The sequence below is a fragment of the Segatella sp. genome (genome assembly GCF_977051555.1).
On sequence record NZ_CDRSSE010000025.1, the window covers coordinates 1 to 16,337 of the forward strand.

Annotated in this window: 16 protein-coding genes and 2 tRNA genes; 13 read left to right on the top strand and 5 right to left on the bottom strand. The window is 47.4% G+C overall.

Features of this window, described 5'->3' with window-relative positions; genetic code table 11:
- The 3 genes from ACWJAO_RS07460 to ACWJAO_RS07470 all read right to left on the bottom strand — a co-directional run.
- On the bottom strand, positions 1-518 hold a 518-nt coding region (locus ACWJAO_RS07460), incomplete at its 3' end, for a TolC family protein (protein ID WP_449139795.1).
- A 173-nt stretch (positions 519-691) separates the two neighbouring features.
- Positions 692-1,372 (bottom strand): ABC transporter ATP-binding protein, encoded by a 681-nt coding sequence (locus ACWJAO_RS07465; protein WP_294717034.1) that lies wholly within the window; start codon positions 1,370-1,372, stop codon positions 692-694.
- Between the two features lie 48 nt (positions 1,373-1,420).
- Positions 1,421-3,763, bottom strand: a complete 2,343-nt coding sequence (locus ACWJAO_RS07470; protein ID WP_449139796.1) for an ABC transporter permease — start codon at positions 3,761-3,763, stop codon at positions 1,421-1,423.
- Positions 3,764-3,947: 184 nt separating this feature from the next.
- Here ACWJAO_RS07470 and ACWJAO_RS07475 point away from each other — a divergent pair, with 184 nt between their 5' ends.
- Together ACWJAO_RS07475 and ACWJAO_RS07480 are read left to right on the top strand one after the other, a co-directional pair.
- The gene (locus ACWJAO_RS07475) at positions 3,948-4,466 is read left to right on the top strand and encodes a DNA-binding response regulator (protein WP_117664044.1); all 519 of its coding nucleotides are present in this window, start codon (positions 3,948-3,950) and stop codon (positions 4,464-4,466) included.
- A gap of 54 nt (positions 4,467-4,520) precedes the next feature.
- A complete protein-coding gene (locus ACWJAO_RS07480) occupies positions 4,521-5,399 on the top strand; it encodes a sensor histidine kinase (RefSeq protein WP_449139797.1) in 879 nt (292 codons plus the stop codon).
- A gap of 509 nt (positions 5,400-5,908) precedes the next feature.
- On the opposite strand, the gene ACWJAO_RS07485 is transcribed toward ACWJAO_RS07480, so the two are convergent.
- Both ACWJAO_RS07485 and ribD read right to left on the bottom strand, forming a co-directional pair.
- Positions 5,909-6,067, bottom strand: a complete 159-nt coding sequence (locus tag ACWJAO_RS07485) for a hypothetical protein (protein ID WP_022121547.1) — start codon at positions 6,065-6,067, stop codon at positions 5,909-5,911.
- 100 nt (positions 6,068-6,167) lie between these two features.
- Positions 6,168-7,205: a bifunctional diaminohydroxyphosphoribosylaminopyrimidine deaminase/5-amino-6-(5-phosphoribosylamino)uracil reductase RibD gene (ribD, locus tag ACWJAO_RS07490; protein WP_449139798.1), complete on the bottom strand. Its 1,038-nt coding sequence runs from the start codon at positions 7,203-7,205 to the stop codon at positions 6,168-6,170.
- A gap of 88 nt (positions 7,206-7,293) precedes the next feature.
- Here ribD and prmC point away from each other — a divergent pair, with 88 nt between their 5' ends.
- The 11 genes from prmC to ACWJAO_RS07545 all read left to right on the top strand — a co-directional run bounded on the left by prmC (position 7,294) and on the right by ACWJAO_RS07545 (position 15,644).
- On the top strand, positions 7,294-8,172 hold the full coding sequence (gene prmC, locus ACWJAO_RS07495) for a peptide chain release factor N(5)-glutamine methyltransferase (protein ID WP_449139799.1): 879 nt from the start codon (positions 7,294-7,296) through the stop codon (positions 8,170-8,172).
- 40 nt (positions 8,173-8,212) lie between these two features.
- Positions 8,213-8,740 (top strand): regulatory protein RecX, encoded by a 528-nt coding sequence (locus tag ACWJAO_RS07500; protein ID WP_181975270.1) that lies wholly within the window; start codon positions 8,213-8,215, stop codon positions 8,738-8,740.
- A 139-nt stretch (positions 8,741-8,879) separates the two neighbouring features.
- Positions 8,880-9,521, top strand: a complete 642-nt coding sequence (locus tag ACWJAO_RS07505; protein ID WP_449139800.1) for a ComF family protein — start codon at positions 8,880-8,882, stop codon at positions 9,519-9,521.
- 112 nt (positions 9,522-9,633) lie between these two features.
- Positions 9,634-10,266, top strand: a complete 633-nt coding sequence (gene pyrE / locus ACWJAO_RS07510) for an orotate phosphoribosyltransferase (RefSeq protein ID WP_006848066.1) — start codon at positions 9,634-9,636, stop codon at positions 10,264-10,266.
- Positions 10,267-10,285: 19 nt separating this feature from the next.
- Positions 10,286-10,747: an SRPBCC family protein gene (locus ACWJAO_RS07515; protein WP_117587246.1), complete on the top strand. Its 462-nt coding sequence runs from the start codon at positions 10,286-10,288 to the stop codon at positions 10,745-10,747.
- A gap of 14 nt (positions 10,748-10,761) precedes the next feature.
- Entirely contained in the window at positions 10,762-12,099 is a 1,338-nt protein-coding gene (argH, locus tag ACWJAO_RS07520; RefSeq protein ID WP_287798138.1) for an argininosuccinate lyase, read from the top strand.
- An 18-nt stretch (positions 12,100-12,117) separates the two neighbouring features.
- Positions 12,118-12,744 (top strand): hypothetical protein, encoded by a 627-nt coding sequence (locus tag ACWJAO_RS07525; protein WP_264910410.1) that lies wholly within the window; start codon positions 12,118-12,120, stop codon positions 12,742-12,744.
- A gap of 103 nt (positions 12,745-12,847) precedes the next feature.
- Positions 12,848-12,920 (top strand) — tRNA-Gly (locus ACWJAO_RS07530).
- Between the two features lie 20 nt (positions 12,921-12,940).
- Positions 12,941-13,026 (top strand) — tRNA-Leu (locus ACWJAO_RS07535).
- A 17-nt stretch (positions 13,027-13,043) separates the two neighbouring features.
- Entirely contained in the window at positions 13,044-14,051 is a 1,008-nt protein-coding gene (locus tag ACWJAO_RS07540; RefSeq protein ID WP_449139801.1) for a DUF4369 domain-containing protein, read from the top strand.
- Positions 14,052-14,093: 42 nt separating this feature from the next.
- Positions 14,094-15,644, top strand: a complete 1,551-nt coding sequence (locus ACWJAO_RS07545) for a YifB family Mg chelatase-like AAA ATPase (RefSeq protein WP_449139802.1) — start codon at positions 14,094-14,096, stop codon at positions 15,642-15,644.
- Positions 15,645-16,337 lie beyond the last annotated feature (693 nt).

Genomic DNA, 16,337 nt, shown 5'->3' on the forward strand with positions numbered 1-16,337 from the left:
TCATACAGGCGCTTCATCTTAGCCAGCATCCGCTTGCTTTCGTTCAGTTTCTCGCTTGCTATCTGAATACTTGCCTCAGCATAGGCAGCATCCACATATTTCTGCATCACATCGATGGCTCGGTCGTCCTGAATCTTCTGCATCGCCGTGGCAGAATAATCACGGCTCAGCTTTGCCTGCTTCAAGGCGTTGATGGTGGCGAAACCATCAAAGACATTCAGTTCGGCATAAAGCTGATAGTAGTTGTTGAATGTCGTTACATTATTATAAGTATTGGTTTCCGGATCGATGTTTCGACCCCAGGCGTACTGTCCCTGCACGCCACCCGTAACGGTAGGCAGGAATCCTGCCACAGCATGCTGGTAATCCTGCTTGCGCTGGCGGGCGTTTACCACCTCCCGCTTCACCTCCGTGGCGTGCTCCACGGCGTACTTCATGCAGTCGTCAAGGCTCCAGCTCTGTGCCGAGGCACCAGCCGCCCAGACCAACCATCCTATCAATATTCCTATTCTTTTCATAATCTTCTTCATTTTGGCATGATAAGGACAAGAGCCGTGCCAAAACATCACTTCTCCTGATAATCAAGCCATTAGATAAAAACCCTCATTAAACAAACTGTCCAACAATTAGACACCGGCGTCTAATTATTGGACAGAAACGCTGCTCAAAGCTAATCATTCGAAACCAAAGATTAAAGCTGCTCATTTACCGCATCCACCACTTGTCCATCAAACAGATTGATGATGCGACTGGCGTAGGTAGCATCGTGCTTGGAGTGCGTCACCATCACGATGGTGGTTCCCTCCTCATTCAGTTCGCTGAGCAACTGCATCACCTCCATACCATTCTTGGAATCGAGATTACCCGTAGGCTCATCGGCAAGGATGATGCTAGGCTTGCCCACCACGGCACGGGCGATGGCAACCCTCTGCTGCTGACCGCCCGAAAGCTGGTGAGGATAATGCTTGGCACGATGACTCAGCTTCACCTTTCTCAATATTTCGAGCACGCGCTCCTTGCGCTCCGCCTTCCCTACTCCGAGGTATTTCAGCTGTAAATCCACATTTTCCTCAACGGTAAGTTCGTCGATAAGATTGAAGTTCTGGAACACGAAGCCGATGCGACCCTTGCGATAGGCGGTACGCTCACGTTCCTTCAGGTGACCCACTTCCTCGTTATTCAGCCAATACTTGCCCTCCGTAGGACTATCCAGCAAGCCCAGGATGTTCAGCAAGGTTGACTTGCCGCATCCCGAAGGACCCATGATGGCGATAAACTCGCCATCTTCTACTTCTATATTTACGCCGTTCAGGGCGATGGTTTCCACCTCTTCCGTGCGGAATATTCTAGTTAAATTCTCTGTTCGTATCATCGTAAGAAACTTTTTATCGTTAGAAATCTTATTAAAGTTTATGACTCATTATTCAGCCTTGATGCTGTCTATCGGATTCGACATCGCCGTACGCAGGGTGCAGCCGATAACCGAAACAAAGGCTATCAATAAGGTAAAGACGGCGCCAGCCAGCAACACCCACCAAGGGAAGGAGATGCGATGGACGAAATCCATAAGATAAGTCTGCATCAGCTTCACGCAGATAGGGATGGCGATGACCACAGCCACCAGCGAACTGACGAGGAATCTCTTAGCCAGTTGCCAAGCTGCATCCCCAATCGAAGCACCCATCACCTTGCGCAGGGCAATCTGGCGCTTCTGCTGGTTGCCGTAATAAACCGACATTCCAAAGAGACCCAGGGCAGAAATCAGGATAGAGATGCTCATGAAGGTGATGATGAGCACCATCATATTATGCTTGTCCTTGAGGTTATTCTTCAGCGTATCATCCAAATACTCCACCTCCATTTCCGTAGGAACGCCCATCAGTTCCTTAGCCACCTGCTTGCATGTATTCCGGATTGCCAGCTGCGCCTGGGCATGATCGCCACGGGTTTTCACCAGAACAGACCATCCACCCTGCTGCGGGGTAATGACTCCAATGGCATTATGCTCCGTTTTCTCATTCTCGCTCAGCGCATCTCCACTATGGTAATCGGCTATCACGCCACAAACCTCGTATTCATGCTTTCCATCCTTCATTCTCATTCCGAACCAAGGCTTGTGGGCAGAAACACCATAGGCACGCTTCGCATCTTCCGTTACCCAAATCTTGCCATAGGTTGGCTCGCAATACTGTTCAATCACCTTGAATCCCAACATCTTCATCGCCGTAGAATCAGCCATGAACATACGGAGCATTCCTATCAGTTTTTCGTTGTCATCATGCACGCCATTTCCCCAGCTTCTGATAGGATTGGCTTTGCCGTAAGTTGCCTCTTCCACCTCAGGAAGCGCTTTCAATCGGTTCTTGAGGATAGCCATCTTCTCAGGCGAACCATCCAAGGAAGAATAGATGGAAACAATATCCTTCGTCTGATAACCCAACGGCAAATCGGCAAGATGCTTCATCTGGAGCATCATCGTTATCGCCATCACTACCAGCGTGATGCTGATGACGTTCTGGGCTACGATAAATATCTTGCTGAACCACATCTTGCTGCGCATGCGGATGGTTCCCTTCACCACATCTATCGGATTGAAACGGGAAACCACGATGGCAGGAAGGATTCCCGCAAAGATGGAAATGATGACGTAAGCCAACGGCAGGAACCACAGAAGGTCGATGGAATGGAACAGGTCGATTTTCGTATCCAACATCGAATTGAACAACGGGATGAATGCCCAGGAAATCAGCAAGCCCAGCAGGAAGCAGACTGCCGTAAAGAGCGCCGACTCCTTGAGATAACGAAGCATCACGCCCTCTACCGATTCGCCCAGCAGCCTTCGGGTAGCCATCTCCTTCGCACGGTTGCCAATCTGAGCCACCGTAAGATTGATGTAGTTGAACAAGGCAGAAAGCAGCAGAACCAGCGCTACGACCAGGAGGATATTCACGAGAGAACGATTGCCATGCTTGAAAATCTCGATATCATCATCCGCAAAATGAATCTGGTCCCATCTTACAAACTGGCAACCCCACATGAAGTTGGCTCCATCCGACTCCTTCTTCCATTCTTTCCAATAATTTATGTATTTGCCGAGCAAGGTCTGTCTCACCTTTTCGGGGTCGGCTTCCTTTGCCAGCCGTGCCACCGTGACGCAGGCGCCAAACTGATCCATCGGCTGAGCCTCAGCTTCTATCAGTTTTATCGACACGAAAATATCGTATGGGGCAAAAAGGTCTTCACGGTCGAAATCCTCCATGATTCCCACTACCTTGAATTGCAACTTACCGCATTGGATGGTGCGGCCGATAGGATTAGCGTTGCCGAAGGCTTTCTTGGCGAACGATTCCGAGACCATCGCCTGATGAGTATCCGAAAGGAGATGGTCAGGCGCACAACCACGGCATTTGTAACCCATGAACTGAGAGAAGTTCGGGTCGATAGCCAGATATTTTGCCTCATAATACTGTCCATCTATCATGGCTCCCTGCGGAGCGTAATATTCACCAAATCTTGTCCATCCCTTGATTTCGGGGATGGAAGGAAAGAATTCCTTAGCTGTACCCCAGGTCATTCCGAGATAATCACCGGAACCTGCTACATAGAGTTCCTTCGCCAGTTTCTGATTCGTTCCCACACGGTACTCTGCAGTAGCATAAGAAACGAGAATCAGCACAAAAGCCAGCGCCACCGAGAGACCCAACGCCTCTATGGTGGCATAAAGCTTGTTGCGTGATAAGAATTTCACATAACTTTTCATCATATACTCATTTATTTAAAACTGCTGCAAAGTTACGGCTTCTCCCGTTTTCTGCCAAGTTTTTCACCAGCCCGAAAGGTGGATTGTATGAAATTCATACACTCTATTGTATGATTATCACACAACAGCGCCGTTTTTGTTTGCCGTTTCAGGAAAAAAGCGTACTTTTGCAAACAAAAAAGAAAATATGAAATACGGAACCCTTCTTGTCATCGACGATAATCCGTCGATACTCACGGCGCTGAAGATCTGTCTGGGCAATACGTTCGAACGGATTCTCACCCTGTCTCGCCCCGATACAGCCCCCACGTTGCTGCAACAGGAGCAGGTAGATCTCATCCTGCTCGACATGAACTTCTCGCTTGGCGTGAACAGCGGTCAGGACGGTTTACTCTGGCTCCGCACCTTCCGCCGGCTCCACGCCCATATCCCCGTGGTGCTCATCACCGCCTTTGCCGATGTGCAGCTAGCCATCAAGGGATTGAAAAGCGGAGCCGCCGATTTTGTCACCAAACCCTGGGATAATGACGAACTGATAAGGGTGCTCAAGGACGCCATCGACAACAATACAGAAGTGGCAACCTTGGAGAACTTCGAGAACGACTACATCCGGAAGGTTGTGGATAAATGCCACGGCAACATCTCGCGTGCAGCCGAAATGCTCGGCATTACCCGACAAACCCTCTATGCAAAACTGAAGAGATGACGCCTTGTAGGGGAAGTTAAAGAAGTTAAGAGACAAATGTATTAGAGCTATTTTATGATTATTATTAAACTTATATATTTAATAGGTGGAATCTGCCTCATCCTGGGCAGCCTCATCTATCTGTTCTTTCGCCATCAACGAAGACTGAAGGCGCGTGCCTTCCTGATGCGTGAGGCTGTAAGAAATGGCGATTACGCCTTCCGCCTCCCCACTTCTGGCTTGCTGCCTGGCGAAAGAGCCTTGCAGCAGGCACTCAACGACATGCAGGGCGATATTGCCCGCCTCGTTGCCCGGCACGAAGTGGAATCCTGGCAAAAGCTGACCCGTGTGCTTACCCATGAAATCATGAATGCCACGGCTCCCATCTCCAGCATCTGCCAAGCCTATCTCTGCAACCCGCAGATCAAGGGAAGCGAATACGAGGAAGGCATTCAGGCGATTCACGACACCAGCAAGTCGCTCACCAACTTTGTAGATAGTTACCGCAAGCTCACCCAGCTTCAGGCTCCCGTCGTAGAACCCCTTCCGCTTGCCTCTTTCATGGAAAGCATCAAGGCGCTCTATCCCGACATCAGCTGGCACATTTCCCTTCCCCAAGATGCTACGCTGGAAGCCGACCGCAACATGCTGCGCCAGGTATTCATCAATCTCATCAAGAATGCCATCGAAGCCCATGCTACCGACATCGATGTCCGCATAAGCCAAAACGAGCGTTCTATCCTGCTGTTCAGCAACAACGGCGAACCGATTCCTGCCGATGTGGCTAGAGAGATTTTCATTCCGTTCTTCACCACCAAATCTTCCGGCACGGGCATCGGACTATCCCTCTCCCGCCAGATGCTGATGATGCAAAACATCGAACTGGGACTCTCCGATACTTCCATCTCGGGCTACCATGTTACATTTTATCTGGAAAAGCAGGACAACGGATAACGCTCCTATCATTTTCACATTTCAAAACAACGAAACAACATAAAAATCATGACGACAATTGAAGAATACGAAGCTATCATCAAAATACTCTTCACTCTTCACCTTTCGGCCGGGAACCCCTGTGTTTATCGGCATTCCGAAGGGTGAAGAGTTCTTTTCATCTCTTCACCCACTCTTCACCTCTCTTCACCACTCTGTTTTGGCGGATTTGCAAACCGCTAAGAGAATTGGCGCAAGATACGCCTGAAGGTGAAGAGTGGTGAAGAGTGGGTGAAGAGTACCCAAATACTCTTCACCCCTCGGAATGCCGATAAACACAGGGGGTTCCGAGCATAAGGTGAAGAGTGAAGAGTATTTGGCAGGAAGCTTATACGAAAACAAAATAAAGCGTTTTAGATAACTGTTTCAGTAAAACAGCCGACTAGCAACACATGCGCTAGTCGGCTGTCTACGTTTTGCCAGTTGGCTATTTTCGTTTCTCTCATCGGCTGTTCCCGATTAAAGAGAATCTAATAATCCTCCATATAACCCTTGGTAAACATATCGTAGGACAGGGCTTCCAGTTCTGAGAGCGTCATCTGCTCTACCGAATGCTCTATCTTACGTATCAGTTCGTCTCGCTTGAAATCGTCGTCATCGCTCAGGCGCGATGTAAATCTGTTACTCATCTTTTTTTAGAATGTTAAGTGTTGAATGTTAAATTGGGCATACGCCCCACTAAATCTGTTGAAAATCGCTGGCGAAGGAAAAAGCAAATCTATGAGAAGATTACATCCGCTCATAGGTGTTGATAACATTTCCATCATACGCCTCGTGGCTGATTAACCGGACGTTATGAGGGAGCTTTGGCGCTGGTGTTCCGGCAGTTACCACGTTTTCCACAGATGTGGATAACAACGTTTCTACCCTGATTTCATCCCAAAGTCCGGTATCAAGGAATGCCTGATGGGTGATGGCGCCTCCCTCTACTATCAGCGACTGTACCTTATTATTATATAAGTACTGCATGATTTGCTGCAACACTTCCGTCTTGCCCCGTGAGAAATCCAGACCTTCAAAACAAGGATGATGGCGGTCGATGACCAGGCGCATCGGGTCCTTGCCGCTCCAATCTCTAACGTTGAGCTGACTGTGGTCGCGCTCATCGGTTACGCGGCCTATGAGGATGGCATCGTTCTCAGCACGCAACTTGTGGGAGAGCATCTTGGTGAAAGGCGAGGAAATAGCCATACCCCTACCCCCGTTATCAAGAAAGCCATTCGCGGTCTGCGCCCATTTCAGGATGATGTAAGGACGCTGATGGGTGTTGAAGGTGATGAAGCGCTTGTTGAGTTCGAGACATTCCGCCTCCAGAACGCCTACTGTTACTTCGATGCCTGCCTCGCGAATCTTGCGGATACCGCGGCCCTGAACCTTGGCAAAGGGATCTACGCAGCCGCAAACGCATCGCTTTACTCCTTTTCTTACTATCAAATCGGCGCAAGGCGGCGTCTTGCCGTAATGAGAGCAGGGTTCGAGACTCACATAGATGGTAGCTTGGCTTAACAGATGCTCATCCTCGGGCTTAATAGAAGCAAAGGCGTTGACTTCAGCATGGCCCTCTCCGCACCTTACATGATAGCCTTCGCCGATGATTCTGCCATCCCCACTCACGATAACGGCTCCCACCATCGGATTGGGTTTGGCATTCTCTCTTCCGTTTTTCGCCAGCTGCAGACAGCGGCGCATAAACATTTCGTCTATTTCCTTTTGCGACAACGGTTCGCCCGTCTTCACATTCTGAAAAGAAACATTATTTTGTTCCATATCTAAAACTTTTCTTCGTTTTTTACTTACTTTTCGATAAAATGTCGTACCTTTGCTCTCAAATCAAATCATAATATACGATTTAGAGATGAAAACGTATCAACAACTTTGGCAATCCATTACCACTCTATATGAGGCGGGCGAAGCACAGGCTATCGTCCGCACCGTGCTCGATGTGAAGTACGGAATGACGCTGACCGACATAATCTGCGGCAAAGTTAATGAATTATCTGCAGATGAAGAAAGAAAACTGGAAGAAATTATCAGAAGATTGCAAAAAGGCGAACCTGTACAGTATGTTCTGGGAGAAGCTGACTTTGCAGGAAGAACCTTCCATGTAGAGCCGGGCGTGCTGATTCCGAGACCCGAAACGGCGGAACTCTGCGAGTGGATAGAAAAAGATGCGACTGAAAACAAAGGGATTACGGAAGGAGAGAAGGAAGAAAACACCATCCGCATCCTGGATATCTGTACGGGTTCGGGCTGCATCGCCATTACGCTGGGACTGGACATCGGCGGCTCGGAGGTTACGGGTTGGGATATTTCGGAAGATGCCTTGAAGATAGCACAGGGAAATGTTGCGCTTCTGGATGCCGGTAACGTAAAAATAGAATATCAGGATGCCCTGAAGTTGGCGGAAACATCGGATGCCGGAAGATGGAACATCATCGTGAGCAATCCCCCGTATATCTGCGAAAAGGAGAAAGCGGATATGGAGAAGAATGTGTTGGAACACGAACCTGGAATCGCCCTCTTCGTGCCCGATGAAGAGCCTCTGAAGTTCTATAGAGCCATCGCCGAATATGCCTCTTCTGCCCTCAAATCCAGAGGTGCATTATACTTCGAAATCAATCCTATCTATGAAAAAGAAACAAGGGAAATGCTGGAAGGATTGGGTTTTAAAGCTATTGATACAAAGGAAGATGCCTTCGGAAAGCAGAGAATGATGCGAGCCGGCAAATCATAAAGTTCAATGTTCAAATCTCAAAGTTCAAAGTAAAATCATCATGTTCAAATCTCAAAGTTCAAAGTATAAAAAGCCGATGACCGAGCAGCAGGCGCTCCTGAAGCTCACCACCCTCTGCACCCAAGCCGAACATTGCTCGCAAGAGATGATCGACAAGATGAAGAAGTGGGAACTGCCCGAAGATGCCATCGCCAGAAACATGGAATTCCTGACCGAGAAGAAATTCATCGACGACGAACGTTTCGCACGCTTCTTTATCAACGACAAGATAAAATACAACAAGTGGGGACGCCGGAAGGTGGAACAGGCGCTGTGGATGAAACATATTCCGAAGGACATCTCCGACCCTATCTTCGAAGAGATTGAAGACGACCTGTATATGGAAACCCTCCTGCCCCTGATGAAAAACAAATATAAAACCATCAAGGCAAAGAACGACTATGAACGCTCGATGAAACTCATCCGCTTTGCCCTGGGAAGAGGATACAGCATGGAGGTTATCCACAAATGCATCGACCGGATGAAGGAAGAAGATCTGGGAGACATCGATTTCGAAGAGGAATTCTAAAGCAAAGCATCAAGTTCAATATCCAAACCTCAAAATTAAGAGTAAAGCCATGCGTACCAGCCTGTTAAGAGACATATTAGATTTATTCTTCCCCCGAACCTGCGCCATCTGCGGAAATGTGCTCGCTGGCGGGGAGGAGATGATATGCATAAAATGTCTGTTCCGCATGCCGAGAACCGATACCTGGGAGCAGCCCTACGAGAACGAGATGGCAAAACTCTTCTGGCATCTGATTCCCATCGAACGCTGCTGCGCCCTCTTCCGTCACATCAGTCATGCCACATCGGCAAGAGCCGTCTACCAGCTGAAATACATGCATCATCCTGAAATGGGAATCTATCTGGGCAGAATGCTGGCAAAGAAGGGGTTAAGCATTCAGTTCTTCGACGGAATAGACGCCATCATCCCCATCCCGCTCACAAGGAAACGACAGAAAGAGCGCGGCTATAACCAGAGCCTTCTCATCGCCAAAGGCATCCAGCAACTCACCCATCTGACCATCATCAAGGATGCCGTAAGAAGGAAAAAGTTTAGCGAAAGCCAAACCCACAAGAACCGGCAGGAAAGACAGGAAAACGTGAGCCAGGTTTTTGAAGCCGCAGCAACCTATCATGACGGGCAGGGGGAGCACCCCATCACGCAACTTGAAGGCAAACATATCCTCATCATCGACGACGTATGCACCACCGGAGCCACCATCATCTCCTGTGCGGAAACCCTGATAAAAGCAGCCGGAAAGATGAAGATAAGCGTGCTGACTGTAGGTTTCGCACACGACTAAAGACCCTTTTTTGCCGAGAGTTAAAACATTTTAACCCTAAATATAGCCGCCGTGTGCAAAAATCATTGTACCTTTGCAAAATAATTAATAATAATTTAATCCTTTAAAGATTATGGACAAACTGAAGAAAGAATTCGCATCTAAGTTATTGAAAGTAAAGGCTATCAAGTTGCAGCCTAATGATCCATTCACATGGGCTTCTGGCTGGAAGTCACCATTCTATTGCGATAACCGCAAGACTCTCTCATTCCCAGAACTCCGCAATTATGTAAAGCTTGAGCTCGTTCACGCTATCCTGGAGCAGTTCCCAGAGGCTGATGCTGTAGCCGGAGTAGCTACTGGTGCCATCGCGCAGGGTGCTTTGGTTGCTGACGAACTGAACATGCCTTTCGTATACGTTCGTTCTAAACCAAAGGATCACGGTATGCAGAACCTCATCGAAGGTCAGCTCGACCCTAAGGCTAAGGTTGTGGTAGTAGAAGACCTGATTTCTACCGGCGGCAGCTCTCTCAAGGCAGTAGAAGCTCTCCGCAAGAACGGCAACGAGATTGTGGGCATGGTAGCTAGCTACACCTATGGTTTCCCTATCGCCGAGAAGGCTTTTGCTGATGCTAACGTAAAGCTGGTTACTTTGACCGACTATGAGCACGTAGTGGCAGAGGCTCTGGAGACTGGCTATATCAAACAGGAAGACGTAGAGTTGCTCCACGAGTGGCGCAAGGACCCAGCTAACTGGAAGAAGTAATCAAGCTGACCCATCAATAATGAGTACAAGTACATTCGAAAGTAATATCAAACAGATTCCTCACAAGCAGGAATCTGTTTACCGTACATTGAGCGATCTGAACAACCTGCAGATGCTCAAAGACCGCTTCGAGCAGGTGAAAGACCAGATTCCTGAGGACAAGAGAAAGGAAATGGAAAAGCTGAAGGACCTCAAGTTTGATAGCGACAGCATCTCTATCACAGCACCTATGGTGGGTGAAATCAAGATGCGCATCATCGACCGCGAGGAGCCTAAGACCATCAAGTTTGAAACAGAAAACAGCCCTGTTCCTTTCAACTTCTGGATTCAGCTGCTCCCTACAGGCGAATTCTCATGCAAAATGAAACTCACCATCAAGGCAGAACTTAACATGTTTATCAAGGGTATGGTGAAGAAGCCATTGCAGGAAGGCATCGAAAAAATTGCTGATGCGCTTGCAATGATTCCTTACCAGGATTAATAAATAAAGAAATTATGGCACATAAACTTTGGGAAAAGAACTTCGAAGTAAACAAGGAAATTGAAAGATTCACCGTAGGAAGAGACCGCGAACTCGACCTCTATCTCGCCAAGTATGACGTGCTGGGCAGTATGGCACACATCACCATGCTCGAAAGCATCGGACTCCTGGAGAAAGATGAACTCACCCAGCTCCTTGCCGAACTGAAAAACATCTACGCCATCGCCGACAAGGGCGAATTCGTAATAGAAGACGGCGTGGAAGACGTTCATTCCCAGGTAGAACTGATGCTCACCCAGAAACTGGGCGACATGGGCAAGAAGATTCATTCGGGTAGATCACGCAACGACCAGGTTCTCGTAGACCTCAAACTCTTCACCCGTCATGAGTTGAAGGAGATTGTGGACGCCGTGAAGATTCTCTTCGATGAGCTGATTCAGAAGAGCAACCAGTATAAGGACGTGCTGATGCCGGGCTACACCCATCTGCAGGTGGCTATGCCTTCATCATTCGGGCTCTGGTTTGGCGCTTATGCTGAGGGACTTGCCGACGATATGCTCTTCCTTCAGGCTGCTTACCGCATGACCAACCGCAACCCGTTGGGTAGTGCTGCCGGCTATGGAAGTTCATTCCCTCTGAACCGCACCATGACCACCGAGCTTCTCGGTTTCGACAGCATGGACTATAATGTGGTTTACGCACAAATGGGCAGAGGAAAGATGGAGCGCAACGTGGCTTTCGCCATGGCTACCGTGGCAGGAACTTTGGCAAAGATGGCTTTCGACGCCTGCATGTTCAACTGTCAGAACTTCGGTTTCGTGAAATTGCCTAAGGAGTGCACCACCGGTTCGAGCATCATGCCACACAAGAAGAATCCAGACGTATTCGAGTTGATTCGCGCCAAGAGCAACAAGCTCCAGAGCCTTCCACAGCAGGTAATGCTCATCATGAACAACCTGCCAGTAGGCTATTTCCGCGATCTTCAGATTATCAAGGAAGTGTTCCTCCCTGCCTTCGACGAGTTGAAGGACTGTCTGCAGATGGCTGCCTACATCATCAACAATATGGAGGTGAACGAGCATATTCTTGACGATCCTCGCTACGACCCTATGTTCTCAGTAGAAGAAGTGAACCAGCTTGCAGCCAACGGAATGCCATTCCGCGATGCTTACAAGAAGGTAGGACTGGAAATCGAGGCTGGCGAATTCAAGCCAAACAAGGATATTCATCATACTCACGAAGGCAGCATCGGCAATCTCTGCAACGACAAGATTCAGGCGCTGATGGAGCAGACCCTCTCTGAGTTCCACTTCGAGCGCATGGAGAATGCCGAGAAGAATCTTCTGAAATAAAGACAGAAAGGTTTCTGTATGAAGAATAGCATATATAATAAGGTATATATATATAATAAGGTGAAGAGCATGGCTGGAATAGCTATGCTCTTACTTTGTTCGTGCGATGCAGAAAACAGCATCAGCACCAAATATCCCTGCCAGTTCTATTTCAAGTCGCAATACCATCCGGGCACAAGTCTGGAAACAGCCCTCAACGGAACGGGCGTCTACACGATGGTTAGCGCCAAAAAGGTGAATGGAGCCTGGAATATCTATTCTACATTAAACGATGGGAAAAACCAGACGGAAACCATCATCCTCTCTACAGCGAAGGAGAATTATGCCAACTATACCTATTTGGGAGCGGGCAACGACCCTAAAGATGCCAAAAAGAACGGCTTCATCATGGGATTATCCAACTTCAGCGGACATGTAGCCTGGGACCGCCAATGTCCAAACTGCCTGGAACAATATGGTGGAACCAACTATCCGCTGGAATGGACCGGCAACCGCCAATCGGTAATTTGCGACAAATGTAAACGCATCTACAGCCTGGAAAACGGAACCATCACAAGCGGCGGAAAGAGCAAAAACGACAAGGCGCTGATGAAATATATAGTAGATTACCATGGTACAGGAAGCGATATACATGTAGGAAACTAAGCAGAAATGGAGGGCAAACGAAAAAAATGGCGCTTTCTTGTCTTAAAAAATGTAAATCGCTTGGAGATTTAAAGAAATAGCATTACCTTTGCACCCACATAACGCGGAAATAGCTCAGTTGGTAGAGCACAACCTTGCCAAGGTTGGGGTCGCGGGTCCGAGTCCCGTTTTCCGCTCAACTCTTAACGTTTACCATGCCGCAATGGTGGAATTGGTAGACACGAGGGACTTAAAATCCCTTGGCCAGTAATGGCTGTGCGGGTTCGAGTCCCGCTCGCGGCACCTTAAAGTTTTTCCTTATGAAAAAATTTGCTTACATCCTCATTTTATTCATTACGCTGGTCTTAACATCATGTGGTGTTAGCGGTGGGCATTTCAAGTTTGAAGGCAAATTTCTCAACATGAATCAAGGCGAGTTTTATGTATACAGTCCTGACGGGGGCTTCGAAGGCGTTGACACCATCAAGGTAGAAGGCGGTCGTTTTACTTTCGAAACCGAATGTAAGGAAGATTTTACCATTATGCTTGTTTTCCCTAATTTCTCTGAGCAGCCTATTTTCGCAAAATCGGGCAAATCAGTAGAAATCAAGGCAGATGCTTCGCACCTTAAGGAAATGGAGGTAAGCGGAACCGAGGATAACGAACTGATGACAAAATTCCGCCAGAACATCCTGAAAGATACGCCACCTGAGGCTAAAAAGCATGCTGAAGACTTCGTCAGAGAACATCCGAATTCTATGTGCAGCATCTATCTGATTAAAAAATACTTCATCACTTCTACACAACCTGATTACCGCAAGGCGCTCTCACTCATCAATATCGTAGAGAAGGAACAGCCTAAAAACGGACAGTTGGCTAAGATGAAGCAGTTGGCAGAAACCATGAAGAATGTAGGCACCGGTGCGACCCTGCCTTCATTTACAGCATACGATATCAACGGAAAACTCGTTTCTAGTACAGAAATGAGCAGCGCTCCGGTTGCCGTAATCTACACCTGGGCTACCTATAACTATGACAGCCAGGACATGCAGCGCGAACTGAAGAGCCGTCAGAAAAAATCGAACGGCAAGCTTAAGCTGATGTCTTTCTGTCTGGATGCCAGCAAGAGCGAATGCAAGAACAACATCAAGCGCGACTCTATCGCATGCCCCACCATCTGCAACGGCGAAATGCTGGAAGACAAGACCTTGAAGAAGTTGGGATTGGAAAACCTTCCTGACAACATCATACTTCAAAATGGTAAAATCATCGCCCGAGGCATGAAAAAGCAAGAGCTTTACAATAAGCTCGATCAACTGCTAAAATAAATACTTTCGAGCTAGTCAAGAACCCATAAAAAGCACGCCTATATGTTAGTAAAGACATATTGTGCAGCAGTTAACGGACTAGAAGTAACTACTGTAACCGTAGAAGTAAGCCTCAACAGAGGCGTCATGTACCACCTCACAGGCTTAGGCGACGAGGCGGTCAAGGAGAGCCGTAACCGAATTTCAGCAGCTCTCCAGTATAGCGGCTTCAAATTTCCGATAGCCGACATCACTATCAATCTGGCTCCAGCTGACCTCAGGAAAGAGGGCAGCAGTTTCGACTTGCCGCTTGCAATCGGACTTCTAGGCGCCAACAACAACATTCCCGAAGATCATCTGAAAGAGTACATGATGGTAGGCGAGTTGAGCCTTGACGGTACGCTCCAGCCTATCAAAGGTGCCCTGCCGATAGCTATCAGAGCCAGAGCAGAGCACTTTAAGGGACTGATTGTGCCGGAACAGAACGCTCGGGAAGCGGCAGTCGTAAACAACCTTGAGGTTTACGGCATGAAAACGCTTTTCGAAGTCATACAATTCATGAGCGACAGAAGCAATCCTTCTCCTACAATCGTTGACACCCGCAAGGAATTTTACGAAAACCAGACACATTGTGAATACGATTATGCCGATGTTCGCGGTCAGGAGAACGTGAAAAGAGCGCTCGAAGTGGCTGCGGCTGGCGGACACAACCTGATTATGGTAGGTCCTCCAGGTTCCGGAAAGTCGATGATGGCAAAACGTTTACCGTCCATCCTCCCCCCTCTCACGCTCTCTGAGAGTCTGGAAACAACACAGATTCACTCCATTGCAGGCAAACTGGGCAAGAATGTATCACTCATTTCCCAACGTCCGTTCCGGTCTCCTCACCATACCATCTCGCAAGTGGCTCTGGTAGGCGGTGGAACTTCGCCACAACCGGGAGAAATATCGCTGGCTCATAATGGCGTTCTGTTCTGCGACGAACTCCCAGAGTTCAATAAAACCACCCTGGAAGTACTCCGTCAGCCATTGGAAGACCGCCACATCAACATCAGCAGGGCGAAATATTCTACAGATTATCCTTGCTCATTCATGTTTGTAGCAAGTATGAACCCTTGTCCATGCGGATATTATGGTGATCCGACACATCGCTGCGTCTGCACGCCAGGTCAGATTCAAAGATACATGAACAAGATTTCGGGTCCGTTACTCGACCGCATCGACATCCAATGCGAGATTAGTCCTGTTCCTTTCCAGGATATTTCAAAGGCTGCACCAGGTGAGCCAAGTGCTAAGATCAGAGAAAGAGTCATCAAGGCAAGAGAAGTTCAAGCCGAAAGATTTAAGGATTATAAAGGCATCCATTGCAACGCCCAGATGACCGAAAGAATGATTCATCAGTTTGCCGAACCCGATGAACAGGGCATAGAACTGCTCCGAATGGCAATGGAGAAACTTTCGTTGTCAGCAAGAGCTTACAATAGAATCCTGAAAGTGGCGCGCACTATTGCAGATTTGGCAGGAAGCGAGCAGATTAAGCCTGACCATATAGCAGAAGCCGTGGGATACAGAACCCTCGACAGAGGCGATTGGGCAGAAAGAGGACATATATAATCATAAAGAAGAAATATATAAAAGGATAATAATCAGATTTTTCCTATCATTCTCTCTAAAAAGTTGGATTTATAAAGAAAAAAAGGGAGAAAAAAAGAAGAATAGCCATTTTAAAATAGTTATAAACCTGTTTTAGAATGGCTATTTTCTTTTGTCATTACGAAAATATTACCCCATAAAGACAAAAGTACCACAAAAAACAGACAAAAACGAATAGCAAAATCGTCTAAGATGGGGTAATTTCTATTCTCTAAGGTGTAATAATTGATTTTAATTAGCTTTTAAATTTACGAAAATCACTAATTCTGATAAAATTTACCCCATACAGGATAGAAAAATGCATTACCTTTGCAAACGAAAAAAGAAAGCTAGCACAACGCTGGTTCAATTATTAACAACAAAACTATTAAGATTATGGATTGCATTTTTAAAATTACAGACGCAGTAAAGAAGATTGGTTTCGTAATTCTTCTCGCAGAGTTGGCCGTTATTGCCTACATGAACGTAATGTAAGAAATCTCTCTATAGATTAAAGATATATTAAGGTGGAAGTTTTCTACATACTAAGGTAATTAGATTGTAAAAGGTCAACAACATAAGTTGTCAGAACGAGTAAGTTCTTCGAAAAGTAAATGATAATGTTAGGTACAGTCCTATCAGGGAGGAGTCTGATGGAAATGTACAAGATTTGAG

What these genes read in the sequence shown, in the direction of transcription:
- ACWJAO_RS07465 (WP_294717034.1), bottom strand. Translation starts at nt 1,372, where the DNA reads ATGATACGAACAGAGAATTTAACTAGAATATTCCGCACGGAAGAGGTG.
- ACWJAO_RS07470 (WP_449139796.1), bottom strand. Translation starts at nt 3,763, where the DNA reads ATGATGAAAAGTTATGTGAAATTCTTATCACGCAACAAGCTTTATGCC.
- ACWJAO_RS07475 (WP_117664044.1), top strand. Translation starts at nt 3,948, where the DNA reads ATGAAATACGGAACCCTTCTTGTCATCGACGATAATCCGTCGATACTC.
- ACWJAO_RS07480 (WP_449139797.1), top strand. Translation starts at nt 4,521, where the DNA reads ATGATTATTATTAAACTTATATATTTAATAGGTGGAATCTGCCTCATC.
- ACWJAO_RS07485 (WP_022121547.1), bottom strand. Translation starts at nt 6,067, where the DNA reads ATGAGTAACAGATTTACATCGCGCCTGAGCGATGACGACGATTTCAAG.
- ribD (WP_449139798.1), bottom strand. Translation starts at nt 7,205, where the DNA reads ATGGAACAAAATAATGTTTCTTTTCAGAATGTGAAGACGGGCGAACCG.
- prmC (WP_449139799.1), top strand. Translation starts at nt 7,294, where the DNA reads ATGAAAACGTATCAACAACTTTGGCAATCCATTACCACTCTATATGAG.
- ACWJAO_RS07500 (WP_181975270.1), top strand. Translation starts at nt 8,213, where the DNA reads ATGTTCAAATCTCAAAGTTCAAAGTATAAAAAGCCGATGACCGAGCAG.
- ACWJAO_RS07505 (WP_449139800.1), top strand. Translation starts at nt 8,880, where the DNA reads ATGATATGCATAAAATGTCTGTTCCGCATGCCGAGAACCGATACCTGG.
- pyrE (WP_006848066.1), top strand. Translation starts at nt 9,634, where the DNA reads ATGGACAAACTGAAGAAAGAATTCGCATCTAAGTTATTGAAAGTAAAG.
- ACWJAO_RS07515 (WP_117587246.1), top strand. Translation starts at nt 10,286, where the DNA reads ATGAGTACAAGTACATTCGAAAGTAATATCAAACAGATTCCTCACAAG.
- argH (WP_287798138.1), top strand. Translation starts at nt 10,762, where the DNA reads ATGGCACATAAACTTTGGGAAAAGAACTTCGAAGTAAACAAGGAAATT.
- ACWJAO_RS07525 (WP_264910410.1), top strand. Translation starts at nt 12,118, where the DNA reads ATGAAGAATAGCATATATAATAAGGTATATATATATAATAAGGTGAAG.
- ACWJAO_RS07540 (WP_449139801.1), top strand. Translation starts at nt 13,044, where the DNA reads ATGAAAAAATTTGCTTACATCCTCATTTTATTCATTACGCTGGTCTTA.
- ACWJAO_RS07545 (WP_449139802.1), top strand. Translation starts at nt 14,094, where the DNA reads ATGTTAGTAAAGACATATTGTGCAGCAGTTAACGGACTAGAAGTAACT.